Source organism: Microbacterium sp., from assembly GCF_029263575.1.
Lineage (GTDB): Bacteria > Actinomycetota > Actinomycetes > Actinomycetales > Microbacteriaceae > Microbacterium.
The window spans coordinates 1-25,887 of record NZ_JAJUFV010000026.1; the positions used below are offsets into that span (position 1 = coordinate 1).

The 25,887-nt window shown below is 65.5% G+C and carries 28 protein-coding genes and 2 pseudogenes; 19 read left to right on the forward strand and 11 right to left on the reverse strand.

Features of this window, described 5'->3' with window-relative positions; all coding sequences use genetic code 11:
- Positions 1-570: pseudogene (locus tag Q1J95_RS04470) on the reverse strand (hypothetical protein); the annotation flags it as partial.
- A gap of 73 nt (positions 571-643) precedes the next feature.
- Between Q1J95_RS04470 and Q1J95_RS04475 the strand changes: the two are divergent.
- Complete coding sequence (locus Q1J95_RS04475; protein WP_300266092.1) at positions 644-2,029, forward strand: AAA family ATPase; 1,386 nt, start codon at positions 644-646, stop codon at positions 2,027-2,029.
- A 33-nt stretch (positions 2,030-2,062) separates the two neighbouring features.
- Entirely contained in the window at positions 2,063-2,494 is a 432-nt protein-coding gene (locus Q1J95_RS04480) for a group III truncated hemoglobin (protein WP_300266093.1), read from the forward strand.
- Between the two features lie 18 nt (positions 2,495-2,512).
- Here the strand turns inward: Q1J95_RS04480 and Q1J95_RS04485 are convergent, their stop codons facing one another.
- The gene (locus tag Q1J95_RS04485; RefSeq protein WP_300266095.1) at positions 2,513-3,160 is read right to left on the reverse strand and encodes a heme oxygenase (biliverdin-producing); all 648 of its coding nucleotides are present in this window, start codon (positions 3,158-3,160) and stop codon (positions 2,513-2,515) included.
- 66 nt (positions 3,161-3,226) lie between these two features.
- Positions 3,227-3,538: a DUF2470 domain-containing protein gene (locus Q1J95_RS04490; RefSeq protein ID WP_300266096.1), complete on the reverse strand. Its 312-nt coding sequence runs from the start codon at positions 3,536-3,538 to the stop codon at positions 3,227-3,229.
- A gap of 100 nt (positions 3,539-3,638) precedes the next feature.
- Here Q1J95_RS04490 and Q1J95_RS04495 point away from each other — a divergent pair, with 100 nt between their 5' ends.
- The 5 genes from Q1J95_RS04495 to Q1J95_RS04515 all read left to right on the forward strand — a co-directional run bounded on the left by Q1J95_RS04495 (position 3,639) and on the right by Q1J95_RS04515 (position 8,541).
- The gene (locus Q1J95_RS04495; RefSeq protein WP_300266098.1) at positions 3,639-4,922 is read left to right on the forward strand and encodes a serine hydrolase; all 1,284 of its coding nucleotides are present in this window, start codon (positions 3,639-3,641) and stop codon (positions 4,920-4,922) included.
- Between the two features lie 31 nt (positions 4,923-4,953).
- Positions 4,954-5,757, forward strand: a complete 804-nt coding sequence (locus Q1J95_RS04500; RefSeq protein ID WP_300266099.1) for a tryptophan-rich sensory protein — start codon at positions 4,954-4,956, stop codon at positions 5,755-5,757.
- Between the two features lie 119 nt (positions 5,758-5,876).
- Entirely contained in the window at positions 5,877-7,046 is a 1,170-nt protein-coding gene (locus Q1J95_RS04505; RefSeq protein ID WP_300266100.1) for a thiolase family protein, read from the forward strand.
- Between the two features lie 20 nt (positions 7,047-7,066).
- Positions 7,067-7,870, forward strand: coding sequence for an IclR family transcriptional regulator C-terminal domain-containing protein (locus tag Q1J95_RS04510; RefSeq protein ID WP_300266101.1), 804 nt, complete (start codon positions 7,067-7,069; stop codon positions 7,868-7,870).
- A 125-nt stretch (positions 7,871-7,995) separates the two neighbouring features.
- On the forward strand, positions 7,996-8,541 hold the full coding sequence (locus Q1J95_RS04515) for a DNA starvation/stationary phase protection protein (RefSeq protein WP_300266103.1): 546 nt from the start codon (positions 7,996-7,998) through the stop codon (positions 8,539-8,541).
- 33 nt (positions 8,542-8,574) lie between these two features.
- Here the strand turns inward: Q1J95_RS04515 and Q1J95_RS04520 are convergent, their stop codons facing one another.
- The 3 genes from Q1J95_RS04520 to Q1J95_RS04530 form a co-directional block, all read right to left on the reverse strand.
- Positions 8,575-9,732, reverse strand: a complete 1,158-nt coding sequence (locus tag Q1J95_RS04520) for an aminotransferase class I/II-fold pyridoxal phosphate-dependent enzyme (protein WP_300266104.1) — start codon at positions 9,730-9,732, stop codon at positions 8,575-8,577.
- 197 nt (positions 9,733-9,929) lie between these two features.
- Positions 9,930-10,547 carry a hypothetical protein gene (locus Q1J95_RS04525; RefSeq protein WP_300266105.1) on the reverse strand — a complete coding sequence of 206 codons (618 nt, stop codon included), beginning with the start codon at positions 10,545-10,547 and terminating at the stop codon, positions 9,930-9,932.
- The gene (locus tag Q1J95_RS04530) at positions 10,544-11,494 is read right to left on the reverse strand and encodes a sugar-binding transcriptional regulator (RefSeq protein ID WP_300266106.1); all 951 of its coding nucleotides are present in this window, start codon (positions 11,492-11,494) and stop codon (positions 10,544-10,546) included. The genes Q1J95_RS04525 and Q1J95_RS04530 overlap by 4 nt, the downstream gene beginning before the upstream one ends.
- Positions 11,495-11,634: 140 nt before the next feature.
- Between Q1J95_RS04530 and Q1J95_RS04535 the strand changes: the two genes are divergently transcribed.
- From Q1J95_RS04535 to Q1J95_RS04545, 3 genes are read left to right on the forward strand one after another with little or no spacing between them, the layout of a single operon-like run.
- A complete protein-coding gene (locus Q1J95_RS04535) occupies positions 11,635-12,279 on the forward strand; it encodes an SIS domain-containing protein (RefSeq protein WP_300266108.1) in 645 nt (214 codons plus the stop codon).
- Positions 12,276-13,733: a xylulokinase gene (gene xylB, locus Q1J95_RS04540; RefSeq protein WP_300266109.1), complete on the forward strand. Its 1,458-nt coding sequence runs from the start codon at positions 12,276-12,278 to the stop codon at positions 13,731-13,733. Before Q1J95_RS04535 ends, xylB begins: the two co-directional genes overlap by 4 nt.
- Positions 13,734-13,740: 7 nt before the next feature.
- Positions 13,741-14,391 carry a transaldolase family protein gene (locus Q1J95_RS04545; RefSeq protein WP_300266110.1) on the forward strand — a complete coding sequence of 217 codons (651 nt, stop codon included), beginning with the start codon at positions 13,741-13,743 and terminating at the stop codon, positions 14,389-14,391.
- 17 nt (positions 14,392-14,408) lie between these two features.
- On the opposite strand, the gene Q1J95_RS04550 is transcribed toward Q1J95_RS04545, so the two are convergent.
- Complete coding sequence (locus Q1J95_RS04550; RefSeq protein WP_300266112.1) at positions 14,409-15,467, reverse strand: LacI family DNA-binding transcriptional regulator; 1,059 nt, start codon at positions 15,465-15,467, stop codon at positions 14,409-14,411.
- Positions 15,468-15,649: 182 nt separating this feature from the next.
- Here Q1J95_RS04550 and Q1J95_RS04555 point away from each other — a divergent pair, with 182 nt between their 5' ends.
- From Q1J95_RS04555 to Q1J95_RS04580, 6 genes are all read left to right on the forward strand, one after another.
- Positions 15,650-16,705 (forward strand): NAD(P)-dependent alcohol dehydrogenase, encoded by a 1,056-nt coding sequence (locus Q1J95_RS04555; protein WP_300266113.1) that lies wholly within the window; start codon positions 15,650-15,652, stop codon positions 16,703-16,705.
- Positions 16,702-18,201 (forward strand): sugar ABC transporter ATP-binding protein, encoded by a 1,500-nt coding sequence (locus Q1J95_RS04560; RefSeq protein ID WP_300266114.1) that lies wholly within the window; start codon positions 16,702-16,704, stop codon positions 18,199-18,201. The genes Q1J95_RS04555 and Q1J95_RS04560 overlap by 4 nt, the downstream gene beginning before the upstream one ends.
- Complete coding sequence (locus Q1J95_RS04565; RefSeq protein WP_300266115.1) at positions 18,198-19,238, forward strand: ABC transporter permease; 1,041 nt, start codon at positions 18,198-18,200, stop codon at positions 19,236-19,238. The genes Q1J95_RS04560 and Q1J95_RS04565 overlap by 4 nt, the downstream gene beginning before the upstream one ends.
- Before the next feature lie 63 nt (positions 19,239-19,301).
- Positions 19,302-20,315 carry a sugar ABC transporter substrate-binding protein gene (locus tag Q1J95_RS04570; RefSeq protein ID WP_300266116.1) on the forward strand — a complete coding sequence of 338 codons (1,014 nt, stop codon included), beginning with the start codon at positions 19,302-19,304 and terminating at the stop codon, positions 20,313-20,315.
- 78 nt (positions 20,316-20,393) lie between these two features.
- On the forward strand, positions 20,394-21,011 hold the full coding sequence (locus tag Q1J95_RS04575; RefSeq protein ID WP_300266117.1) for a nucleoside/nucleotide kinase family protein: 618 nt from the start codon (positions 20,394-20,396) through the stop codon (positions 21,009-21,011).
- On the forward strand, positions 21,008-21,775 hold the full coding sequence (locus tag Q1J95_RS04580; RefSeq protein ID WP_300266118.1) for a glucose 1-dehydrogenase: 768 nt from the start codon (positions 21,008-21,010) through the stop codon (positions 21,773-21,775). The genes Q1J95_RS04575 and Q1J95_RS04580 overlap by 4 nt, the downstream gene beginning before the upstream one ends.
- Here Q1J95_RS04580 and Q1J95_RS04585 read toward each other — a convergent pair.
- Positions 21,760-22,056 (reverse strand): hypothetical protein, encoded by a 297-nt coding sequence (locus Q1J95_RS04585; RefSeq protein ID WP_300266119.1) that lies wholly within the window; start codon positions 22,054-22,056, stop codon positions 21,760-21,762. The two genes, Q1J95_RS04580 and Q1J95_RS04585, sit on opposite strands and share 16 nt — an antisense overlap.
- A gap of 35 nt (positions 22,057-22,091) precedes the next feature.
- On the opposite strand from Q1J95_RS04585, the gene Q1J95_RS04590 reads away from it, so the two are divergent.
- Both Q1J95_RS04590 and Q1J95_RS04595 read left to right on the forward strand, forming a co-directional pair.
- Positions 22,092-22,385: a hypothetical protein gene (locus Q1J95_RS04590; protein ID WP_300266120.1), complete on the forward strand. Its 294-nt coding sequence runs from the start codon at positions 22,092-22,094 to the stop codon at positions 22,383-22,385.
- Between the two features lie 53 nt (positions 22,386-22,438).
- Entirely contained in the window at positions 22,439-23,440 is a 1,002-nt protein-coding gene (locus Q1J95_RS04595; RefSeq protein WP_300266121.1) for a DUF4238 domain-containing protein, read from the forward strand.
- 12 nt (positions 23,441-23,452) lie between these two features.
- Here the strand turns inward: Q1J95_RS04595 and Q1J95_RS04600 are convergent, their stop codons facing one another.
- From Q1J95_RS04600 to Q1J95_RS04610, 3 genes and pseudogenes are all read right to left on the reverse strand, one after another.
- Positions 23,453-23,641, reverse strand: coding sequence for a helix-turn-helix domain-containing protein (locus Q1J95_RS04600; RefSeq protein WP_300266124.1), 189 nt, complete (start codon positions 23,639-23,641; stop codon positions 23,453-23,455).
- A pseudogene (locus tag Q1J95_RS04605) lies at positions 23,618-23,962 on the reverse strand (recombinase family protein); the annotation flags it as partial. The pseudogene Q1J95_RS04605 and the gene Q1J95_RS04600, both read right to left, overlap by 24 nt.
- Before the next feature lie 41 nt (positions 23,963-24,003).
- Entirely contained in the window at positions 24,004-24,765 is a 762-nt protein-coding gene (locus Q1J95_RS04610) for a restriction endonuclease (RefSeq protein ID WP_300266122.1), read from the reverse strand.
- 79 nt (positions 24,766-24,844) lie between these two features.
- On the opposite strand from Q1J95_RS04610, the gene Q1J95_RS04615 reads away from it, so the two are divergent.
- Positions 24,845-25,615, forward strand: coding sequence for a hypothetical protein (locus Q1J95_RS04615; protein WP_300266123.1), 771 nt, complete (start codon positions 24,845-24,847; stop codon positions 25,613-25,615).
- Positions 25,616-25,887: the final 272 nt, after the last annotated feature.

Below are 25,887 nucleotides of genomic sequence, written 5' to 3' on the forward strand. Positions count from 1 at the left end.
CGGATCGAGCGGGTCAGCCTGAGCGCCAGCCGACGAGACCTGTCGACGATCGACCTCGAAACCGTTCACGCTGAACCGGTCGGCGCCCAGCACGCTGAGCGAGATCGCAGCGAGAGGCGTGTGGGTGAACCGCCAGTTGGGGGTCACGCCGACCCACCCGTCCTGGGCGACCGCGAAGGTGCTCTCGCCGGCGTGGTCGCCGGCGACATAGGAGACGGTGACATCGGTGATGCCGTCGCTGGTCTCTTCAGAGATCACCTCGACATCGCTGAGCGGCGCGAGCGCGGCCCGGCGCAGCAGTGCTTCTGACGGCGCCGCGCCGATGCCTGACTCTTCGAGAGTCTTGCGGTCGACGGCCACCCCGGGAACGCGAAGCGCATCAGCCGCGCGCCCGGTCGAGAGCAGATCGAGGTAGCGGGTGACGAACGCCGACGGGCCGTAGTACTGCTTGTAGAGCACGGCCCCGGCTGCGCCGAGCGCGGCGATCAGCAGCACGCCGACCAGCGCGAGAGTCGACAGGTCGATCCACAGGCGGCGTCGCTGCAGCGACGACGATGCGGGCTGAACCATGGCGTCAGTCTATGAGTGCGGCCTGTGACAGTGCCGAAGACGCACACATTGCGCCGCGCGTCGGGCACGTACCATGAGAGTCGTGTCTTTTCCCGATCTGTCTGCCGAACAGCAGGAGCTGTATCGCCTGATCGAAGACACCAGAGAGCACGTGTTCATCACGGGCCGCGCTGGCACGGGCAAATCGACGCTGTTGCAGTACTTCGCCTGGAACACGCAGAAGCAGATCGCGATCTGCGCACCGACCGGCGTCGCAGCGCTCAACGTCGAGGGGCAGACGATCCACTCGCTTTTCCGGCTTCCGATCGGACTCATCGCCGAGAGCGAGATCGAGCAGAACGATGCGACCCGCCGCATCCTGAACGCCATCGACACTCTCGTGATCGACGAGATCTCGATGGTCAACGCCGATCTCATGGACGGCATCGATCGGTCGCTGCGACAGGCGCGCGGCCGGCGCGCTGAGCCGTTCGGCGGCGTGCAGATTGTGATGTTCGGCGACCCCTACCAGCTGGCGCCGGTGCCCCCGCGGGGCGATGAGCTGCACTACGTGCAGGACCATTACCGCTCGTTCTGGTTCTTCGACGCGAAGGTGTGGGCCGGTGCGACCATGGGCGAGGCGGATGCGCTGCTCGACCTCGGTCGGCACGGTGCTCCCCTGCACGTGCGTGAGCTCGTGCAGATTCACCGACAGTCGGATGACGGCTTCAAGTCGATGCTGAACGCCGTGCGCTACGGTCGCGTCACCGCGGAGATCGCCGAAGTGCTCAACACACAGGGCGCCCGCACCCCGCCCGAGCCGGAAGCGGGCGAGATTCCGATGATCACGCTGGCGACGCGCAACGACATCGTCAACAACATCAACCGGCGCCACCTCGCCGCTCTCTCGGGCAAGGAGCAGACGGCGAGAGCCGAGATCAACGGCGACTTCGGGCGCGGAGACGCGTCTTACCCGGCGGATGCCGAGCTGAAGCTCAAGGTCGGCGCCCAGGTGATGTTCCTGCGCAATGATGTGTCGATGTCGGCAGAACCGCCGCGGTGGGTCAACGGCACGATCGGCACGGTCAAGCGCATTCTCGGCGGCTCGGTGCGCGTCGAGATCGACGGGGAAGATGTCGATGTCGAACCGGCCGTGTGGGAGAGATTCCGCTACTCGTATGACCCCAATACGAAGAAGCTCAGCCGTGACGTGATCGCCGAGTTCATGCAGTTTCCGTTACGATTGGCGTGGGCGGTGACCATTCACAAGTCACAGGGCAAGACCTACGATCGCGCGGTCATCGACCTGGGCGGCGGCGCTTTCGCGCCGGGGCAGACGTATGTGGCGCTGTCGCGGTTGACGTCGCTGGATGGTCTGTATCTGTCGCGCCCGCTGCGACCGAGTGACATTCGCGTTGATGAGGACGTGCGCCGCTTCATGCGCGAGGCCTGGGAGGCTCGACACGGCGCCACCCAGTGAGGGGCGCTCGATGATGTGTGATCAGGAGGAGACATGCGAGATCTCACAGATCGCGCTGATGTGGAACGGTTGGTCTCCACGTTTTATCAGTCGGCATTCACGGATCCGCTGATCGGCCCGATCTTCACCGACGTCGCCGAACTCGACCTGGATCATCACCTGCCGATCATGTGCGATTTCTGGGAGACGGTGTTGTGGAACGCCGGTAAGTATCGTCGCAACGCGCTGCAGCTCCACTTTGCCCTGCACACTAAGCACCCGCTCGGCGCGGACCACTTCGGTCGATGGCTGCGCCTGTGGACCCAGACTGTCGATGCCGAGTTCAGCGGGCCGATCGCCGATCGCGCGAAGCTGCAGGCCACTCGGATCGCCGGGTCGATGCAGCGACGACTCGCTGGCCGCTCCGGAAGCGACTTCGAAACCATCCGCCGCCAGGGCCGTGACGAACAGGTCGGTGACGGTTAGCTGTTCTTCCCAGGGAGCTCAGGCGACGCTGCGTGCGCGGTCGAGGTCTTCGAACAGTTCGGTGTTGAACCGGTAGGCGAGCAGGACCTCGGCGATGACGCGCTCGCGCTCGGCGTCGTCCCACGGGGCTGAGTCGAGCTGTTCGCGGTAGACGTCCTTGAAGGCGCCCGGGTCGGCGATGTCGTCGAACAGGTAGAAGCCGACGCCGTTGGTCTCGAAGCCGAAGCGGCGTTGCATGACGCGCCCGATGAAGATCCCGCCCGACAGGTCGCCGAGGTAGCGGGTGTAGTGGTGCGCGATGAACCCGCCGGCCCAGACGGCACCCACCTCATTGATGCGGTCGACGTAGCGCTGCGTGCTCGGCAGCGGTTCGATCTCGTCGCGCCAGTTCTCGCCGATGAGGAACTCGAGGTCAGCTTCGAGCGCGGGGAGGCGGGTGAGCTTGTCCGTGATGAAGACGGATGCGACGGGGTCGCGGCGCATCCGTTCGCCCGCTGCCTCGAGAGCCTCGTAGATGAAGTAGTGCTGGGACACGAGCGCGATGTAATCGTCGCGGGAGCCCGTGCCCTTGAGCAGATCTGCCATGAAGCCGGCGTGCTCGCTGCGGGAGTGTGACCCCGAAGAGCGCTCGCGAAGAGCCGCGGAGAAGGAAATCAGTTCTGCCATACGCCTTAGTGTAAGGGTTACCTAACCTGATGGGAACCCTTCGGCAGGCTCAGGGGTCGGCAGGTTTCAGTGCGGTCGCGGTTCGATGCCCAGTTTCTCGCAGGCCGCGTCGTACAGGGCGACGATCTCGCGACGCACTGCGGGGCGTTCGTCGATGGGCCCTCCGGGCCAGGGGACGCGCAGTTCTTCTGCGACACCGGCTCGCGTGATCTGCCACACGCCGCCGTCGCCGTCGAGGTCAGTCATCACGGCGTTCGTGATCGCGAGATCGGATGCCGTGGCGAACGCCCGCGCGATGAGGAGGTTGTCGTCGGTGTGGTCGTCGTTCATGTGGTGGAGGATGGCGGCGACGACGTCGCTCTCGAAGATATGGGTCACGTCCTTACTGTACGTCTGCCGGGAGAGCACCGTCACGGGTCCGACTTTCCGGGTGGGAGCTTTAGACTCAGGAGGATACGTCATCCGGGAGTCACCTTTCATGCACCTTCACACGTCGCGCCGCTGGCGTGCTGCGGCGGCGGGAATTGCCGCGTTCGCACTCGTTCTCGTCGGCTGCTCGCCCGATGACAGCTTTTCGTACACCCCGCCCGAGCAGGTCGACCAGGCTCTCCCGGAGGACATGACGGCGCAGCTGCAGGCCGCTGTCGAGCACGCGATGGTGAAGACCGGTTCCACCGGCGCGATCGTGGGTGTCTGGGTGCCGTGGAGCGGCACCTGGGTGACCGGCCTCGGAACACAGTCGGTCGAGGATCAGACCGAAGTCAGCACCGACATGACCTTCCGCATCGCCGACACCACGCGCATGATGACGTGCGACGTGCTCTACGGCCTCGCCGACGAGGGTGAGGTTGCGTTGGACGCGTCGATCGCGGAGTACGCCTCGGGTGTGCCGCAGCTGGAGGAGGTCACGCTCCTCGACCTGTGCAACGGTTCGAGTGGCCTCGCCTCATCAGAGGGCACGGTGCGCGGCATGTGGCTGAACACGCCAGCTCGTGAGTGGGGTCCGCTGGAGCTGGCGTCGTTCGGCATCGGCAAGAAACAGCTCGAACCGGGCACGGCCTTCCGCGACTCCGACTCGGGCTACCTGCTTCTCGGTCTGGCCCTCGAGCGCATCACGGGTAAGAGCGCATCGCAGCTCATCTCCGAGTACGTGACCGAGCCGCTCGATCTCGTCGGCACATCGCTGCCCGGCCCGACCGCCGCGCCTCCGGCCGAGGGGAACTCACTCGCCGGCAACTACCTGCCGAAGATCGAGGGCGGGTACGACTGCACCGCTCCGGTCGACATCACGACACTCTCCTCGAGCACCGGCTTCACTGATTCAGGCGCGGTCTCCACGATCGACGATCTGGGTCGTTACGTGCAGGCCACGGCCAGCCAGGCCCTGCGCGAAGGGGCAGAGCCCGACCGCTTCGGCTCTCCGTTGCCGGTGTCTGAGAAGTCGCCGTCGTGGTACCAGGCCGCCGGTGGCGCGTACCTGGTCGGCCCGCTCATCGGTCAGCGCGGATGGACGCCCGGCTACATGAGCGCGGCGTACTCCGATCCGACGACCGGGTTCACCGTCGCTGTTGTGCTGAACAACTCCACGGCGGGTGGTTCGGTGCCGGCATACCTCGCGTGGGAGCTCGCTGCGATCGCCTCGAAGGCACCGGCGGCCGAGGGACAGACAGCGCCGGAGTTCGGCTTGCCGTTCACCGCTGAGCAGTATCACCAGAACATCGCCGACCTCAGCATCTGCGCCACGCCGCCCGCGGCGGAGTAATCACACCGGAGAAGTCCTCTACTGTGGGGGCATGCCCCCGATGGAGAGGTCTGATCGCGTTCGTCGCATCGTCGTCGCACTGACGGTGCTCGGCGCTGTCGTCGGGGCGCTGTTCGGCTCGGGCCTGCTGGGCGGTACGGCCGTTTCCGAGGCTGCCGGTGGGGCCTTCGCCGCCGATGCGACTGTGCTCGCTCCGGCAGGAACGGCCTTCATCATCTGGTCGGTCATCTACCTGGGGCTTGTCCTCTATGCGCTGTGGCAGTTGGTTCCCGCGCAGGCCGTGAAGCCGCTGCATCGCTCGGTCGGCTACGGCGTCGCGGCATCCGCTCTGCTCAACGCCGTGTGGATCGCCTGCATCCAGGCGTGGCGCATCGCCGAATCGTTCGTGATCATCATCATCCTGCTGGGTGTGCTGCTGGTGACCTTCGTGCGGGTGTGCCGCAGGTCGCGTCGCGGAACCATCGCCGAGATCGTCTTGGTCGATGGCACGATCGGGCTGTATCTGGGGTGGGTCACGATCGCGGCGGCGGCGAACCTCGCCGCCTGGCTCGCTTCGATTGGGTTGGATGCCTGGGCCGAGGCACCCGGAACGCCCGGTGTCGTGACGCTGATCGGCGCCGGTCTCATCGCCGTCTTCACCGCATGGCGTGGCGGCCGCTGGGCGCCCATGGTCGCGACGTGTTGGGGGCTGGTCTGGATCGCCGTGGCGCGGTGGGCGCAGGCTCCGGCCGCTCCCGTGGTGGCGGCGACGGCAGTCGTGCTGGCCGCGGTGGTGCTGGCCGCTACCGTCCTGCGGTTCTGGTCGCGGTCGAAGGACACGGCGCACGAGAGCTGACCGAGCTCTCGGCATCCACGATCTCGTCGGCATCCGACGATGACGGTGCTGACGACGTTCGCTAGACTGTTCACGAGGCGAACAGCTGTTCGCATAGCGAACTTCTGGGAGGAACACGCATGTCGGCGACGTACATCTATGACGCGGTGAGAACGCCCTTCGGCCGCGCCGGAGGGGCGCTGGCGGGCGTGCGGCCGGATGATCTCGCCGCTGTCGTGCTGAAAGCCAGCGTCGAGCGCACGGGTATCGATCCAGGGCGCATCGACGATGTGATCCTCGGGGATGCGAACCAGGCGGGAGAAGACAACCGCAACATCGGCCGGATGGCGGCGCTGCTCGCGGGCTTTCCGACCACGGTGACCGGGGTGACGGTGAACCGGCTGTGCGCGTCGAGTGTCGAGGCCGTCGTCCAGGGATCGCGCGCGATCGAGGCCGGAGACGCCGCGATCGTTCTCGCTGGCGGCGTCGAGTCGATGAGCCGGGCGCCGTTCGTCGTCGAGAAGTCCGCGAAGCCCTACCCGGCGACCGGAAACCAGACGCTGTGGAACACGGCCATCGGCTGGCGCATGACCAACCGCGCCCTGCCGACGCCGTGGACGATCTCCAACGGCGAAGCCGCCGAGAAGACCGCCACCAGCTGGGGCATCAGCCGGGTCGACCAGGACGCCTTCGCGGTCCGTTCGCACGAACTCGCCGCGCGAGCCTGGGCCGATGGCATGTACGACGGTGAGATCGTCCAGGTCGACGGCGCCGAGCTTGCCCGCGACGAGGGTATCCGTGACGGGTCGACGGTCGAGAAGCTCGCGGGGCTGACGGCGCTGTTCGCCGAAGACGGTACGGTCACCGCGGCCAACTCATCGTCCATCAACGATGGGGCATCGGCCGTGCTGCTCGGTGCCGAGGGCGCGATCGACGCCGAACCGCTGGCGCGAATCACCGGCCGCGGCGCGCATGGCGTCGACCCCGATGAGTTTCCGATCGCTCCGATCGAGGCGGCGAACAAGGCGCTGGCTCGGGCTGGTCGCCGTTGGGACGAGGTCGACCTCGTCGAGCTGAACGAGGCGTTCGCGTCGCAGTCGCTCGCGTGCCTGCGCGGGTGGCCGGATCTCGACCCGGAGAAGCTCAACATCCACGGCGGAGCGCTGGCGATCGGGCATCCGCTCGGCGCGTCCGGCGGTCGAATCATCGGCCACGCCGCGCACGAACTCGCCCGCCGGGGCGGGGGAGTCGCGGTCGTCGCGATCTGCATCGGCGTCGGGCAGGGGCTCGCCGTCGTCTTGGAACGATAGCGCCGGATAGGCTGAACGCCGTGACGGAATCGGATGCTGCGCCCGCTGACCGCGCGCCGCGCGCTGATTTCGTGCAGTCGCTCGCGCGAGGCCTGGCTGTCATTCGCGTGTTCGACGGTGAGCCCGCCGACCTGTCGTTGGCCGAGGTCGCGCGTCGCGCTGACATTCCGCGGGCGGCGGCCGGAAGGTTTCTGCGCACACTCGAACAGCTCGGCTACGTGCGGGCGAACGACTCGGGCCGCTTCGCGCTCACCCCGCGCGTGCTCGAGCTCGGATACGGCTACATGTCGTCGCTGTCGCTGCCGGAGATCGTGCAGCCGCACCTCGACGCACTGTCGCACCGGATCGGAGAGTCGGTGTCCGTGTCGGTGCTCGACGACGCCGACATCGTGTACGTCGCCCGCGCGGCGGCGCGGCGCATCATGAGCGTGCGCATCACGATCGGCACCCGGCTGCCCGCCTTCGCGACGAGCATGGGGCGCGTGCTGCTGGCGGGGATGCCGGTGCCAGAGGTGTCGCGGCTGCTCGCTTCTGCGCCGCTTCAGGCCTTCACCCCGCGCACCACGGTCGTCCCTGCCGAACTCGTCGTCGTGCTCGACACGGTGCGCGAGGAGGGCTGGGCGATGGTCGACGGCGAACTCGAAGAAGGACTGCGATCGATCGCGGTGCCGCTGCGCGGCCGCGACGGGGCGGCAATGGCCGCGTTGAACGTGTCGACCAGTACCGCCCGGGGTGCGGCGGATGAGGTGCGGGCAGAACTGCTGCCCGAGCTGCAGCAGACAGCATCCGCCATAAACGCTGAGCTGCGATCTGTGCCGGTCTGATCAGTCGGTGCCGGCAGGTAACGCCGCGGAGCGTTTCCGCCGCCGCGCGTCGTCGATCACGCGTTGCTTGTCAAGCCCCTCCGCCTTCGTGATCGAGCGCATTAGCCTCGCCGCAGGAGGTCACAATGGCAACGAAGACAGCATCCAAGACGAACCGTGCGGCAAAGGGCGGCTCAGGAGAGAAGAGCACCCGCCGCCAGAACGCAGAGAAGGGCTTCGTCGCGCCGAAGAAGCTCGGTGTGAACCTGCAGGCCGTTCTCGTCGATCTCGTCGAGTTGGCAGTGCAGGGCAAGCAGGCGCACTGGAACGTCGTCGGACGCAATTTCCGTGACACGCACCTTCAATTGGACGAGATCGTCGATGCAGTGCGCCAGTTCAGCGACACGATCGCCGAGCGTATGCGCGCGCTGCATGCGGTGCCGGATGGTCGCAGCGCCACGGTGGCATCGAAGACGACCCTGCCTGAGTATCCGCAGGGCGAGATCGACACTGCCGAGACGATCGACCTGATCACCGTGCGGCTGGAGGCTGTCGTGCACACCATGCGCGATGTGCATGATGCGGTCGATGAGGCGGATCCGACCAGTGCCGACATTCTGCACGCGATCATCGAGAAGCTCGAGCAGTTCGCGTGGATGGTCAGCGCGGAGAACCGCAAGCCGGCCGGCTGATCGCGCCGTACCGGTCAGCTGCCGACTCGACGATCACGCCAGCGCGGCGGCGATCCGCCGCACGGCTTCGCGGATCATCGGCCGCGGCATCGCGAACACGAACCGGGTGTAGCCGACCGCAGCCTGACCGCACGCGGCGCCGTCGGTCATCGCGACACCGGCGTGCTCGCGGAACCAGCGACCCAGATCTCCCGTGAGGCCGCTCTGGCGGAAGTCGAGCATGGCGATGTACGTGCCCTCGGGCATCGTCACCCCCACGTTCGGCAGCTGCTCGGCGACCAGCTCGGCGAGCAGGCGCCGATTGCCGTCGAGATAGTCGGTGATGTCGGCCAGCCATTCCTCGCCGTCGTTGTACGCGGCCACGTTCGCGACCGCGCCGATCGTCGAGGTGCCGTGGCCCGCCCAGTTGCCGGCGCGCTTCCACAGCGCGGCATCCGCATCGTTCGAGATGATGACCTGCGCGCACTTGAGTCCGGCGAGATTCCATGCCTTCGACGCTGACGCCGCCGTGAGCGTGTGCCCGGCGGCCACCTCGGAGATCGACGCGTAGGGAATGTGCGTCGCCGGGGCGTAGACGAGCGGCGCGTGGATCTCGTCGGAGAACACACGCCCACCCACGGCGTCGATCGTGTCGGCCAGGCGGTGCAGCTCATCGCGCGTCGCCACGGTTCCCAGCGGGTTGTGCGGGTTGCACAGCACGAACAGCTCCCCGCCGTCGGCGAAGGCGGCAGTAACCGCCTCGTGGTCGATGGTCCATCGCCCGTCGACTTCGATGCTCGGCACCTCGATGACCCGGCGCCCGTGCATCTGCGGCACCATCAGGAACGGCATGTACGCCGGCGTCGGAACGATGATCGCCCCGCCCGGCTGCGTGTACTGCTCGATCGCGAACTCGAACGCCGCGATGACATCGGGAACATGGTGCACGCGCTGCGGCGATACGTCCCACCCGTGCGCGCGAGCGTATCGATCGCTCGTCGCCTTCGCCAGAGCATCCGCGAGGTGCGGAGGCAGGTAGCCCGTGAGCCCCTGCTCCATCGCGCCGTTCACGGCGTCTTTGATGGGCGGGGCGAGGCCGAAGTCCATCTCAGCGACGAATGCGCCGATCATGTCAGGAAACAGCGTCCATTTCATGCTGCCGGCCTGGCGCAGATCGTCTTCAGTGAGCGCGTCGATGTTCTGCGAAGTCATACGTCGAGCGTAGTCAGGATCGGGGGCGGCGGCCCGCTCCCGCGTTCGGGCCGAGCTCTATCTTCGGAGAATCGCAGCAACTGCGGAGAGGTTCGCGCGAACTGATCCGAAGGAAGAGTGATTCTCCGAGCGAAACGCTCGCGCGCACCCAGGAAAGAGCGCACCCCGAAAAGAGCGCACCCCGGAAAGAGCACACCTCAGACAGCAGCACGCAGCAGATCAGCCCACGCGGGCTCGCCGTCGAACACGAGGTCGGTGCCGACCGCGAGCCAGTTCGCACCGGCGTCCGCGGCATCCTCGGCATGGCGGCGCTGCACGCCGCCGTCGATGCCGATGCTGCGATCCGAATCTCCGGCGCGAAGCTCGGCGACCTTCCCCAGCACGGTGTCGTCGAAGGTGCTCCCGGCGGCTCCGGGCACGATCGACATGCACAGCGCGGTCATCCCGGCGGGGACGACGGATGCTGGAGTCTGCGGTGACACCGCGAGCCCTGCGCGGCATCCGCGGTTCTCGATACGGGTGACGGCAGCCTGCCAGTCGGTGCTCTCGGCGTGCACAATGACGAGGTCGCAGAACTCGGTCCACGCGTCGACGTCCTTGGTCGACTGCTCAGCCATGATGTGCGCCTCCGCAGTCATGCCGGTGGCCACCGCCAGCTCCGCCGCGCGCGTGGGCGAGAATCCGCCGGCTGCGGCGAAGCGTCCATCGGTGGCGTCCCAGTGCAGGCGGCGAACCCCTGCGTCGCGCAGCCGCAGCGCCGTCGCGAGCTGGTTCTCAGCGGGCACAGACCACAGCGACGCTGCGACCTCGATCATGAGTCCTCCGCGAGGATGGCTTCGGCGAGGGTGTGGTCGGTGAACAGCTCGGTGATGAGTCCCACCTTCGACACCGTGCGGATCGCGTCTGCCTTGGCGGCGCCCCCGGCGACCGCGACGACGCGCGGCACCTTCTGCAGCTGCTCGTAGAGGATGCTCACGCAGCGCTCTTGAAACTCCGGATCGACGAGCGTGCCGTCTTCTCGGAACAGGATGCCCGCGATATCGCCGATGCATCCCTTGCTGAGGGCATTGTCGAGATCGTCGCTGGCCAGCACCTCGCGCACCTGTGAGTCGGGCGGGTTCCACGCGCCAACCGACAGCAGTGCGGTCGTGACAGCCGGGAACAGGTCGATGGCCGTGCGGATGTCGGGATGCCGACGCAGATTCTCAGCCGTCTCAGCGTCGCCGACGATGAGTGGCGAGAAGATCGGATGCACGTCGCCACCGGAGCGCTGCGACGCCTGACGCACCACCTCGATGGGCGACGACGCGAGGTCGCCGGCGACGAAACCGGTCAGCTGTACGACCGAGAGCCGGGGCAGATGCTGCAGCTGGCTTGCCGTCGCTGTCAGCGTGCGCCCCCAGGTCACCCCCAGCACTTCGTCTTCGCGCAGCGTCTCCCCGAGGGCCTGCGCGGCGACGGCGCCGATCTGGTGACGCACGGTCTCATCGCCGCCATGCGAGCGCACGACCTGGCAGTGCGTGAGCCCGAGCTTCTTCTGCAGACGAAGCCCGAGCTCGACGTCCGGAAGACCCCAGTCGTGGATATCGATCGTGACCAGGCCTTCTTCGCGGGCGCGGGTGAGCAGTCGGGCGACTTTGAAGCGCGAGATTCCCAGAGATTCCGAGATGTCGACCCTCGAACGGTCTTGCAGATAGTGCGCCCGCGCGACCGCTGCCATGAGCGCTCGGTCATCCGTGGGGTCAACAGACGGAGCGCTCATTTGAGCGTTGAGATCACGAGTTGGTGACATATGAGACCTTCTGCTGTTATGGTGATGGTTCCGTTCGTATGCTCAAACGTACAGCCAAATGTCTCAAATGAGCGCATGCAGTGGCGAAGTGGCAAGAAAGAGGAGCAGGTGTGAGCGTCGAAGACGACATCCTGACGGTCGCCCGTGAGCGACTGCTGATCGAAGCGCGCGCTGTCACAGCTCTCGCCGACGCGATCGATGACACCCTGATCGTCACCGCCTCGATGATCCTCGCCTGCCGCGGCAAGCTCTTCATTGGCGGATCCGGAACCTCCGGCACGGTCGCCCGGCGCATGGCGCACATCCTCTCGGTCACAGGCACCCCTGCACTGGCCTTCTCTCCGATGGACGCCCTGCACGGCTCGTCCGGCGCGATCCTCGACAGCGACCTCGTGCTGCTCATCTCGAAGGGCGGCGCCTCGGATGAGGTCATCCAGGTCGCCCGCATCGCCCAGCGCCGCGGCGCGAAGGTGATCGCTCTCACCGGCAGCCACGAGACCCCGCTCGCACAGCTCGCCGACCACAGCGTCATCGTCTCGGTGCCCGCCGAGGCCGAGATCGGCGGCATCGTCGCCACGGGCATCACGATCGCGCAATCGGCCTGGGGCGACGCGCTCGCCGAAGTTCTGATGCGCGGGCGCGGGTACACCTGGAGCGAGTTCATGACGACGCATCCGGCCGGCGCCGTCGGGAAGCTCGACGACCTCCCCGCGAACCCGCAGCGGCTGGCCGTTCCCGTCGAGGGCGCACTGTGATCGACGTCGTCGCCGGAGTCGACAGCTCCACCCAGTCGTGCACGGTCGAGCTGCGCACGCTCAGCACCGGCGAGCTCGTCGGCACCGGCCGCGCCGCGCACCCCGTGACGCATCCGCCGGTCAGCGAACAGCATCCTGACGCGTGGTGGCGCGCGCTCCGCGACGCGCTGGCCGAGAGTCGCCGTGACAACGACGTGCGCATCGTCGGCATCGGCGTGGGCGCGCAGTGCCACGGCCTTGTCGCGATGGACGCCGCAGCCGAGGTGATCCGCCCGGCGAAGCTCTGGAACGACACGACCTCCGGGCCGCAGGCCGCAGCGGCGCTGGCGAAGCATCCGTCCGACTGGTGGGCCGAGCAGATCGGGATCGTCCCGTCCGCGGCGATCACGATCACAAAGCTTGCCTGGCTCGCCGAGCGCGAGCCCGATGCGCTCGCGCGGGTGCGCCACTTGGCCGTGCCACATGACTGGCTCACCTTTCGGCTCACCGGCAACCATGTGACCGACCGTTCCGACGCCTCCGGCACCGGCTATTTCTCTGCCGACACCATGCGCTGGCGCACCGACATCCTCGACGAGGTGGTCGGCGAACGCGATTGGGCTCCGCTGCTTCCCGAGGTTCTCGGGCCGGATGCCGCGGCCGGCACAGTCACGGCAGACGCAGCCGCCCAGCTCGGACTCGATCGCGACGTCATCGTCAGCGCCGGGGGAGGAGACCAGCACCTCGCAGCCGCCGGTATCGGCCTGCGAACCGGTGATATCGCCTACAGTCTCGGCACGTCGGGAGTCGCCATCGCGACCACCCCCGACCCCGTGAAGGACGTCACCGGTGCGATCGACGGCGTTGCCAATGTCACCGGCGGCTACCTGCCGCTGGTGTGCACGCTCAACGCGACCAAGGTCACTGACACGATCGCGCGGCTCCTCGCCGTCGACCACCACGAGCTCGGACGCCTCGCGCTCGCTGCACCTCTGACGGCCGATCGACCTGTGCTGGCCGCGTACCTTGACGGTGAGCGCTCGCCGCGGCTTCCCGATGCGAACGGCATGCTGGCCGGCATCACCTCGGGAACCACCCGTGAGCAGCTGGCGCTCGCCGCCTACGAAGGCGTCGTGCTCGGTCTGCTCCGTGGCGAGCGCGCTCTCGCGACGCAGGGCATCGCGGTGACTGGTCGCACGATCGCGGTGGGCGGCGGTGCCCGATCGGATGCGTATCGTCAGATCATTGCCGACCTCACCGGTCGTCCGGTCCATACCGTCGATGCCCCTGAGGGCACCGCGCGCGGCGCCGCCATCCAAGCCGCCGCGGTCGTGCGCGGCGAGAGCGTCGCCGCCGTCGCTGAGGCGTGGGCGCCGACGGTCACCTCTGTCACCGAACCCGTCGCCGACCGCAGCGATATCTGGAATCGCTATCTCCGCCTCGCCGATCTGCAAGCAGACGGCACGAGCTTCTAGGCCGACCATGCTCTATCTCGACAGCGCCGATCGCGCACAGCTCGCCCCCCTTCTGGCCACCGGTCTGTTCGCCGGGGTGACCACCAACCCGACGATCCTCGATCGCGCCGGACTCGGACCAGCAGACCTGCCCGATGTGATCGCGTGGGTGCGCGAACAGGGCGTGAGCCGGTTCTACGCCCAGGCCACCGGGCGCACGCTGGAAGAACTGCGGCACTCAGCGGGCGTCATCGCCGAGCTGGGCGACGATGTCGTGACGAAATTCGTCGCGACGCGCCTCGGTCTGACGGTGGCGAAAGAGCAGGTGGATGCCGGACGCCAGGTGCTGATCACCGCCGTCTACCACCCGGCTCAGGCACTGGTCGCCGCCGCCGCGGGGGCTCAGGAGATCGCGCCGTACGTCGGCCGCGCCACAGAGAAGGGACGCGACGGCATCGCGCTGGTGTCGACCATCGCGCGCATCGCTCCGTCTGTACGGGTGCTGGCGGCCAGTCTGCGCTCGGCCGATCAGGTCGCCGAGGTCGCCGCTGCCGGTGCACATGACCTGACGGTCTCGACAGCCGTGGCATCCGCTCTGCTGGAAGACTCGTTGACGGTCACCGCGGCGGACGAGTTCGAAGAGATCGTCGCCGCCGGCGCGAAGGTGGCCCAGCGATGAGCGGGCGTCTCGGGCTCTCAGCGCGGCGGGCCGCTTGTGGCTCGCACCTCGAGCGACGTCGGCAGAAATCTCTTGCGTGGCGCAGCGCCGTGGGCGTGGCTGAGCAGCAGTTCGCCGGCGACTCTGCCCTTTTCGGCGAGCGGCTGTTGCACGGTCGTCAGGCCCACACGTGCGGCTTCGGGAATGTCGTCGAAGCCCGTGATGGTCACATCTCCCGGAACGCTGAGCCCGCTGCGACGGGCGGCTTCGAGCGCGCCGATCGCGAGCACGTCGCCGAAGCAGCACACCGCGGTCACCTCCGGATGCCGCACCAGCAGTGCCTGCAGGGCATCGGCGCCGGCTTCGACGGAGTTCTCGAAGCGCTCTTCGACGAAGAGCGCGCCATCGTCGGCGAGACCGCTCTGGAGTCCGGCGATGCGGTTGCGCTGCACCGAGTAGACCGCTTCGCTCCATCGTCGGTCGTCGGCTGGTCCGTTGTAGCGCGATCGCCCGAGGCGGGAGGTGATCACGCCGATGTTTCGGTGACCGAGGTGCGCGAGGTGCTCGCCGAGGTCGGCCGCTGCCGCCCCATCGTCGAGTCCCACCCAGTCGGCGTCGACGCTGTCACGCGGCTCATCGACCACGACGGTGGGCAGGCGGCGGCGCAGCGCAGCGGCCAGATGGGGGTCGCCCTCGGGGACCGAGTAGAAGATGAACCCGTCCACGACGGCGCTCATCACATTGGAGACTCGCGAGTCATCGAGCGGCGGACCGGCGGGCAGCAGCAACATGTTCAGTCGCGCCTCTTGCAGGCGGGTCGACAGGCCGGCGAGCAGGGCGACGGATGCCGGGTCAGCCAGGGCGAACGACATCTCGTCGGTAAAGACCACGCCGACTGTGTCGGAGGTGCCGCGTCGAAAACGGCGCGCGACGGCGTCCGGGCCGGCGTATCCAGCGGCTTCGGCGGCCTGCAGCACACGGTCTCGAACCCCGTCCGAGACGCGCTCGGGGTGGTTGTAGACGTTCGAGATCGTCGCGGTGGACAGTCCGAGCGAGCGAGCGATGCTCGTGAGGGTCGGCCGCGGGGAGGTCGTCATCCGTCCACGATAGCAAGATTAACGTTACAAGAGCTAGGAGGCGGCCATTTTCCCGAAACAAGCCTTTAAATCAGACACAAACAGGCGATCGTTGACGATGTCAATTTTACGTTCTAATATTCAGAGATTGCGTATCCCGAGGTTGCCAGTGGAACACCGCGCTCACAGAAGAGAGGCCACTCATGAATGAGATCCCAACGACGATGACCGCCAGCGTGCTTCGCGGCGTGCACGACGTGGTGCTCGAAGAGCGCCCGGTTCCCACTCCCGCAGCCGACGAGGTGCTGGTCGAGGTGCACAGCGTCGGCGTGTGCGGATCGGATGTGCACTACTACGAGCACGGCCGCATCGGCAGCTACGTCGTCGAATCACCGATGATCCTCGGCCACGAGGTCAGCGGCCGCATCGTTGCTGTCGGAGCAGACGTCGACGAGAGCCGCATCGGAGGCCGCGTCGCGATCGAACCGCAGCGCCCCTGCCGCACCTGCGACTTCTGCCGCGCTGGAGACTACAACCTGTGCCCGTCGATGGAGTTCTACGCGACGCCGCCGATCGATGGCGCCTTCTGCGACTACGTCCTGATTCAGGACGACTTCGCCTACGACGTGCCCGATTCGATCAGCGACCACGCGGCCGCGCTCATGGAGCCGCTGTCGGTGGGCATCGCCGCATCGCAGAAGGGTGGCGTCAAGGTCGGCGACACCGTGCTGATCGCCGGCGGCGGGCCGATCGGCATCATCGCCGCTCAGGTCGCCCGGGCATTCGGAGCCGTTGATGTCGTGATCGCCGACATCAACCCCGCACGCCGCGAGCTCGCCGCGAAGTACGGTGCCCGCACGGTCGATCCGCAGGTCGAGTCGACCCTCGAGCTGCAGGCACACGTGTTCATCGATGCATCCGGTGCGACGCCGGCGATCGTCAACGGCATCCGCTCGACCCGTGCGGGTGGAACCGTCGTGCTCGTCGGAAGCGCCGATGAGATCCCCCTCTCGGTGCCCGAGGTCGCGATGCGCGAGATCAACGTCACCGGCACCTTCCGCTATACGGGCACCTGGCCCATCGCTCGGGCGCTGCTCGAATCCGGACAGGTCGAGCTCGACTCGCTCGTCACGCACGAGTACGGCATCGAGCAGGTTGAGGAATCGCTCACGGGCGAGGGATCGACCGATTCGTTGAAACGCATCGTCATGCCGCGTGTGCGACGCGTGGAGGAACCGAGTCTGCGGGGTCGAGCATGACTGAGACACTGCTTTCTGTCGAAGGGATCTCGAAGTCGTTCCCGGGCGTCAAAGCGCTCGACGACGTCTCGTTCGAGGTTCGTCCCGGCACCGTGCACGCCCTGTGCGGTGAGAACGGTGCCGGCAAGTCGACGCTGATGAAGATCATCAACGGCATCTACCAGCCCGACACCGGCACCGTCCGCGTGCGCGGCGAAGCGGTGCAGGTCAAGAACCCGATCGATGCGCGTGCGCACGGCATCGCGATGATCTCGCAAGAGCTCAACTACGTGCCGGGCATGACGATCGCCGAGAGCTTCTTCATGGGCCGCCTGCCCATGAAGTTCGGCAAGATCGATTGGAAGTTCATGCGCAGCGAGGCCAAGCGCATCCTCGCGGATGAGGGGCTCGACTTCTCGATCAACCGACGCCTCGGCACGCTCACGGTGTCGGAGATCCAGACTCTCGAGATTCTTCGGGCGGTCTATCACAGCGCCGACGTGCTGATCATGGATGAGCCGACCTCGGCGATCGCGCATAAAGAGGTCGAGTCGCTGTTCGCGAAGATCAACGATCTGCGGGCGCAGGGCAAGTCGATCATCTACATCTCGCACAAGATGGACGAGGTGTTCCGCCTCGCAGACGACATCAGCGTGCTGCGCGACGGCACCGCCGTCAGCTCACAGCCCGCGTCAGAGATCACCTCGAGCCAGGTCATCGCGCAGATGGTCGGCCGCGACCTCGATCACGAGTCGTACCCGAAAGAGAAGGTCGAGATCGGCGAAACGGTCTTCAAAGCGACCGGCCTGTCGGCAGCGCAGATGTTCGAAGACATCGACCTGCACATCAAGGCGGGTGAGATCGTCGGACTCGCCGGGCTCATCGGCGCCGGACGCAGCGAAGTGATTCGTGCGGTGTTCGGCCTCGACAAGCTCGACAGCGGTGAGATCGAGGTCGACACGACCAGCGTGAAAATCAAGAACCCCACCCAGGCGATCAAGGCCGGCGTGGCCATGCTGTCGGAAGATCGCCGCCTGGTCGGCATCGTCCCGCAGCTGAGCATCATGAAGAACGCGACGCTCGCGAGCCTCAAGAAGGTCATCTACGGCGGGTTCACCCGTCGCAAGGAAGAAGAGCGTCTCGCCACCGAGTACTTCAAGAAGATGAACGTCAAGGCTCCGAACCTGCAGACGCGCATCGCGAACCTCAGTGGCGGCAACCAGCAGAAGGTACTGCTGGCGCGCTGGCTCATCTCCGACCCGAAGGTGCTGCTGCTCGACGAGCCCACCCGCGGTGTCGACGTGGGGGCGAAGTTCGAGATCTACAAGATCATGACCGAGCTCGCCAAGCAGGGCCGCGGCATCCTCATGATCTCGTCCGAGCTGCCTGAGCTGATCGGCATGTGCGACCGCATCTACGTGATGTCGGCGGGACGCCTGACCGCAGAGCTGACACCCGATCAGTTCTCACAAGAAACAATCCTCAAATACGCCATGAATGAAATCGAGGTGGCATGACAATGCTGTCCAAGCTGAAGGCAATCGAGGTGAACCGCTATTCGATCTACATCATCCTTCTGGTGGTGGTCGTGGCGGCGAGCTTCCTCAGCCCCAACTTCCTGAGTTCCGACAACCTGTTCAACGTGCTGCGTCAGGTCGCAGTGATCACGATTCTCGCGTTCGGTGCTATGACGCTGATCATCGGCGGCATGATCGACCTGTCCGCCGGCGCGGTGATGGCCTTTGCCGGCGTCGTGTCGGTGATGGTGTTCAAATCGACCGAGAACATGCTGCTGGCGATCCTCGCCGGCATCGCGATCGGCATGATCTGCAACCTCGTCAACGCGTTCCTCGTGGCGACGCTGCGCACACCCGCGTTCATCGTCACGCTCGGCATGATGCTGATGGCCCGCGGTGCGGTGCTCGAGCTGACCCAGGGTCAGAACGTGCTGCAGCTGGGTGACTTCGTCCTCATCGGACAGGGAAACCTCGGCTGGCTGCCGATTCCCGTGCTCGCCCTCATCGGCATCACGATCGCGATCTGGTACCTCATGAACCAGACTCGCTACGGCCGCTCGGTCTATGCCGTCGGCGGCAACGAAGAGGCTGCGCGTGCGGCCGGCATCGCCGTGGAGCGCGTGAAGTACCAGGCGTTCCTCGTCAACGGCGCGCTGGTGGGCATCGCCGGTGTTATCTTCATGTCGCGTGTCAACGCCGGTCTTCCGAACGCCGGTGTCGGTTACGAGCTTCAGGCGATCACGGCCCCCATCATCGGTGGTACGAGCTTCTCGGGCGGTGTCGGAACGGTGATGGGAACCCTCGCGGGTGCTCTGATCGTCGGCATCCTCGGCAACATCATGAACCTCATCGGCATCGGCTCGTACATCCAGCAGATCGTCATGGGTGCGATCATCGTCGTCGCCGTCGCCTACGACGTCTTCAGCAAGCGCGGCAAGGCGAAGACCACCATCCTCAAGTCCGATGCCAAGGGCGGATCGACAAGCCCCGATGCTCTCGCCTCCGCATCCGGAGGCGATAAACCGCGCAGAACCTGACCCGGGTCTGCGCGTCCCGAAGAACGAAACACCCAACCCACCCACAAAACACAGGAGAAGACAATGAAGAGTCTTACCCGCAGGATCATCGCCCTCACAGCCGCGACAGCCGCAGCGATCAGCCTCGCCGGCTGCGCGGTCACCACGGGCAACCCCACCAACGACGGCGGTGACGCCGGCGCGACCGAGCAGAAGGACGAATACCGCGTCGCGTACATCGCTCGCGCCCAGGCCGACTCGTTCGCCGCGTGGCTCGCGAACGAGATGAAGCTCGAGGCCGAGAACTACGACGACATCACCATCGAGGTCTTCGACGGCCAGGCCGATGACGAGATCGAGAACAAGATGATCGAGAACGCCATCGCCAACCAGTTCGACGCGGTCATCATCCAGGCGAACAACGCGGCAGCACAGCTGCCGTACATTCAGCAGGCGATCGACGCCGGCATCACGACGATCACCACCAACCCGCGCGTCGAGGGTCTGGAAGGCGGCAACTCCGTTGACGCCGACCCGTACAAGCAGGGTGCCGTCGTGGCCGAGCTGGCACTCGACCAGATCCCTGAGGACGCGAAGGTCGTCGTGCTCAACGGTCCCGCCGGCAACTTCCACAGCACCGCGCGTCGTGACGCATGGCAGACGGAGTTCTTCGACAAGCGCGACGACGTCGAGATCGTCGCCGAGGACATCGCGAACTGGAACAAGGACGAAGCGATGACCCTCATGGAAGACTGGGCGCTCGCCAATGATGAGATCGACGCGATCATCTCGATGAACGACAACATGGCTGCGGGTGCGCTCGAGGCTGTGAAGAGCAAGTCGGACTTCGACGGCATCCTCTCCTATGGGGTGGATGGCACGCCCGAGGCTGTGCTGCTGATCCAGGACGGCCTGATGACCGCGACGTCGCTGCAGAACGCGCGTGAGCTGGCCGAGTTGAACCTGAAGGCTGTTCACGACCTGCTCACCGGTGCCGAGGACGAGGTCAACGTCGACATCGGCAACCCGCTGATCACGGAAGACAACGCCCAGGAGTACATCGACCTGTACAAGGAAGCCGGGCTCATCGAGAAGTGATCCCGCTGCTCGGGGAGGCGGCAGCGTTCCGCCTCCCCGAGCATGTTCCACCCCAAACACAGACGGATTCGCCAGCAGATGCTCACTCTCACTTCCTCTGATGCGGTCGCCCAGGCGCTGAGCTTCTCTCGCGTCGGCGAGCGGCCGTTCCTGCTGGGAATCGTCGGAGCCCCGGGTGCCGGAAAATCGACGTTCACCGAAGCGCTCGACGTGCCGATCCTGCCGATGGACGGCTACCACTACGCCAACGAGCATCTCGACCGGTTGGGCCTGCGAGACCGCAAGGGTGCACCGGAGACGTTCGATGTCGACGGTTACGCCTCGATGCTTCGCCGGCTTCGTGCCGGTGACGACGCCGTGGCGCCGAGGTTCGACCGAACGCTCGATGAGGCGATCGCCGGATCGATCGCTCTGCCTGCGGACAGCCCCCTGATCGTCACCGAGGGCAACTATCTCTTGCACGACCGAGACGGGTGGCAGCAGATCCGCCCGCTTCTCGACGCCGTGTGGTTCATCGACGTCGATGAAGACGTACGTCTTCGCTGGCTCATCGCCCGACACGTCTCGTTCGGGCGCACGCACGATGCCGCGGTGCGCTGGGCCGAAGACGTCGACGGACCGAATGCAGAACTTATCCACGCGACTCGCCACCGGGCAGACGCGACCATCACCCTGATAGAAGGAGACGACTCATGAGCGTCATCGACAAATTTTCTCTCACCGACCGCACGGCGCTGGTCACCGGTGCCACGCGTGGTCTGGGTCGCGCATTCGCTCGAGCTCTCGCTGAGGCCGGCGCCGATGTGATCGTGCACGGGCGCGATGCCGAGGCCGCGGCCGAGGTCGTCGCCGAGATCGAGTCGATCGGCCGCCGCGCCTGGGTCGTGTTGGGAGATCTCACCGAGCGCGCCGGCGTCGAACGCGTCGTCGCTGAGTCGATCGCGGCTGCGGGCCACCTCGACATTCTCATCAACAATGCGGGTGCGTGCATTCACCGCCCGGCGCTCGAAGTCACCGATGACGAGTGGTCGCACGTCGTCGACACGAACCTCACCGCGTTGTGGCGCATGTCGCAGACCGTGGGCGCGCACATGGTCGAGCGCGGGACGGGCTCGATCGTGAACGTCGGGTCGATCTCGGCGCAGATCGTGAACCGCCCCCAGATGCAGCCCGCATACAACGCCTCGAAGGCCGCTGTCCACCACCTGACGAAGTCGCTGGCTGCCGAGTGGGCGCCGTCGGGTGTGCGCGTCAACGCTGTCGCGCCCGGATACATCAAGACCGACATGTCGCCGGTCGATGAGCCCCGGTTCCAGCGGTACTGGATCGAGGACTCGGCGCAGCAGCGCTACGCGACCCCGGATGAGGTCAGCCCGTCGGTGGTGTTCCTCGCCTCGGATGCCGCCAGCTTCATGTCGGGCACGATCCTCGTGGTCGACGGCGGCTACACGCTGTTCTGAGCTGGTAGGTCAGCTCGCACCAGGGCCGCGTCCTTCTCGAAGTCGTCATCCGTCACGTCCGGTAGCCGGAACAGCGTGAAGACGACCTCGCTGCCGTCGCCGTTGCGCAGCACGCGCAGCGGGTGAGTGCTGCGCTCGCGATGGGGTGCGCGCGGGGTCCTGGCGCGGGACGCTGAGCGCCAACGTCGGAGAATGGCAGCATCTTCGGAGCGAAACAGCGGTTCGAAGCCGCGCACGGTGGGTTCGGCTCGTTCGCGCCGAAGCTCCGCAACGACGGACATCCGCAGCCCGCCAGCAGCAAGAAGCCTCGAATCTCGTGCTCGCGCGATACCTGGACGAGAACGTCCCGTTGGCGATCCTCGATCACGTGTCGTTGGGCGGTGCGCGACTCAACTCGTATGAGGAGATGACAGCTCAGGCGCAGCACGACGAGTGGGTCAGCGTCGAGGGGATGCTCCTCGCAATCCGTCCGATCCGATTCCTCTCGCGCACGATCGGTTCTCTTGACTATGCGCGCGGGTTACCAGTATTCGCGGAGTTCTTCGACGATTGGATGATGCCGGACTCGTATCTTCGACGGCGGCGGCGGTTCCCGCTTCACCGGTCGTAGGCGCGAGTTCACTTCCCCCAACCGTTGTCGCATCAGGGTGAGATGATCCGAACATGAACGTCACCGGCGGCAACACAGCGAAGCGACACCATTTTGTACCGCAGTCGTTGCTTCGCGGCTTCGCAACGGACAGTGAGCAGATCACCGCGGTCAGGCTCAACGACGAGCACTCTTTCTCCACCTCCGTGCGCAAGGCAGCCGCTCAGAATCACTTCTATCGTGTGGACGTGGAGGGGCAAGAGCCGGACGCTTTCGAGAAGATTCTCTCCGGCGTCGAAGGAGACGCTGCGCGGATTGTGCGGCAGATCGTTGAGGGACAGTTCCCTCTTGATCCCGACGATCGCATGGCGCTCGCGTACTTCATCGCGATCCAGGTCGTGCGCGGCCCGGACACGCGACGCGACTTAGAACACACGGCAGCACAAGTGATCCGGATGCAGGTCGGGGCAGGAGGGAGAGGGGGAGTGAAGGACTGGCCTAAGCGAAGGTACGGCGCGGATGTCTCCGACGAGCAAGCTTCGCGCATCTGGGATGAGGTCATGCAGCCTGGCGGCGCTCAATACAAGGTGTCGGCACTCACACACATCAAGCACATCGTCTCCGCCGCGCAGAGCCTACTGCCGTGCATCGTCGGTCGTCCGTGGAGCATCCACCGATTCAAGCAGCGTTCACTCATCACCTCCGACGTTCCGGTGAACCTCGTGAGTCATCCTGATGCGGACGACGAGGACGAGGACGGCGCACCCTGGGTGAGTACGGGGTTCCTGGATGCCTGGGGCATCACATTCCCGCTCACCCGGAAGGTGGGGCTGCTGATGAGTGATCCGATGGTCGTCGCGGACTTGGTGCCAGTAGAGCACCTGCGCGCGGGACGCGGAGACATGAATCAAGTTGGAACGGCTGCAATGGAGAAGTTCTTCAACGAGAACACGGCGTCAGGCGCGCGTGAGTGGATTTACCACCACCCCGACGACGTGAGGTTTGTGCCGACGCAGCTTCCCGAATCCGACCCGTTAGGGGTGCAGGTGGTTGGCGATCCGATCGAGTTGGACTGACCGGACTGATCGTCACGCTGACCGCTCACTTCGACAACACCCGCGCGATCGTGCTCTTCCGACATCGAGCGTACGCGCGATCTGCGCGAAGCTCTTCCCCTGCGCCCGCAGGTCTTGAGCAAGGTTGACCTGATCTTGGTTCAACGCCGGAGGACGCCCGAGGCGCGTGCCGCGCGATTTTGCGCTCGCAATCCCCGCCACGACTCGCTCACGGGTCGAAGCTGCCTCAGCCTGAGCCACCGCCGCAAGGATCGCGAGCACCAGTCGTCCGGTCGTCCCTGCCGTCGAGATTCCATCGGAGATCGTGCGCAGCGTTATGCCTCTCTCATCCAGGTGTTCAACAAGTCGCAGAACCGCCGCCGCATTACGTCCGACCCGATCGAGTCGCCAAGCCACGACCTCGTCACCCTCACGCGCATGATCGAGCAGCGCTATGAACCCCGGACGTTTCACGGGGTCGATCGTGCCGCTAACGCCCTCGTCCGAGAAAAGCTTCGTGATTTTTTCGTTTCGGATCGCGGCGCAGCGTCCGGCGGTGCCCCGCCGATCAACCGATCAGGCGGCTATCGCGCTGGGGGCGGAGGTCCGAGGTAGGTCCAGGTCTCATCCTGGGGGTTGTACCGAAAAAAGTTCTCGTGCAGACGTAAATGCTCGACTGGTTGGTTCCAGAACGATGTCCAGGCAACTTCGAGTGCGTCTAGAGAACGGAGCATGCCCAAGAGGTCGGAGTAAGGGAGGAGCTTATTCTCCTCCCGGTACAGAGCCAGCTTCTGGCTGAACGTCGAGTTGAATCCCTGCTCGGCGTGAAACATCGCCATGAACCGATCTTGGAGTTCCTGGGTGGACTCATCTGGTCGCAGTTTAAAGTGGTCAGCGGTCGCTGTAATTAAGGCGATCCACGCCGCGTCATGCCTGCTCTTGCGAGACTTGTATTCCTCGACGGCGAGATTGTATTGCTGTAGGTCATCACCCTCGTGCAGGCTGATCGGGGTCAGCAGCTTTTCGGCGGCTGCATTGACGGGATAGACCTGAGCAGCGAGGTCGTACTGGAACAGGGATACGACATTGATGTCAGCCCACGCCACCGCGCTCGCGGTGTATCCAGAAAGCGAGAAGAAGACCGCATCGCCGGAAGACGAGGCTCCGCGATGACGCTGTACCTCAGCAATCCCCACGGGTGCCGCCCAGTGCTTTACCTGAGCGAAGACGTTATCGCCTATGACATCGATCCCGCCATCGGGTCCATCGGGCATTCGTCGCACGTTGCGATATCCGACACGGGCGAGGTAGTCCGCTGCCAACTCCTCTGCCCCCTGCCAGGTCATGGGTTGGTCTGAGTGCATATTGCGACGGTAGCAGTGGCGATCGACATCACAGATGAGAAAGTGAGAGGCAGGAGGCGACATGAGACCAACCGTTCTTGCAGATAGCTGCGCACGGCTCGGCTGGGTGACCAGTCTTGCTACTCAAGCGCGAGCGATCTTAGATGCCGTTGAGTACGAGCGGCAGATGCCCAGCGGCATCGAAGAACCCCTGAACCACTTGGCGTTCCTAATTGGAGACCTCGCGACGAACGCGTGGGCGTGCCTCGATATGGCGGTGACCCAGGCGTGTGAGGTGCATAACGTGACTGTCGGCAACACGTCATTTCCTATCCGGAATCCGCAGTTGCTCAAGGCTATTGAGGGGTCGTCGCTCCCAGAGCCGTGGAAGAACGCGATACGGCTTCTCCAGCCCGAAGATGCGGAGGTCGAACTGCGCAGCAATGTTGAGGCGATCTGGATTCGAGACGTGTCCAACGCGAACAAGCACCGAAACCTGACGCGTGCGCTACACAGCAGGCAACAACTCGTGGTTGGGGCGGGGGTGGTCAGGTCGATCGTCACAGAAGTCACTTCGGATGAGGATCAAAGCGCCGCGGCTGTTCCCACCGAGGTGTTTATCTGGGATGTCCAACGCTTCGGGAAGCAACGAAGCGACGGAACGTCTCTGATCGGGGCGCGTACCTTCGTGTCTTCGACCCTGCGATATGTGCGGCACGCGCTCTCCACGTTCCGGTACGCAGAGACTGACGGTGCATCGGGTAGAGAGCCGTCTGCGTCGCACGGGGTCGAAATCCTCAAAGCGCAGATGATTCACCCGTCGAGATCACGTCATTGGGTCTTCGAGGAGTAGGGGGCAACACTCGTGCGACTGTGCACTCTGCCGACGCTCGGGGGCAAGTAAAAATCTCACGGATACTCTCGCTGTAGCGATGAAACGTTCGTGATTCGTCGATCCCTCCGCGTGTGACCCGCTTGTCGCCTTGGTCTAAAGCAAGCACAAAGCAAGCAGCGGGGAGAATGCGGGCTCGTTTTGCCGGATGAGCCGTTGTGGCGGAAATAAGAAAATCCCCGGTATGACCAGGGATTTTCTACTGTGGAGGGGCTGACGGGAATCGAACCCGC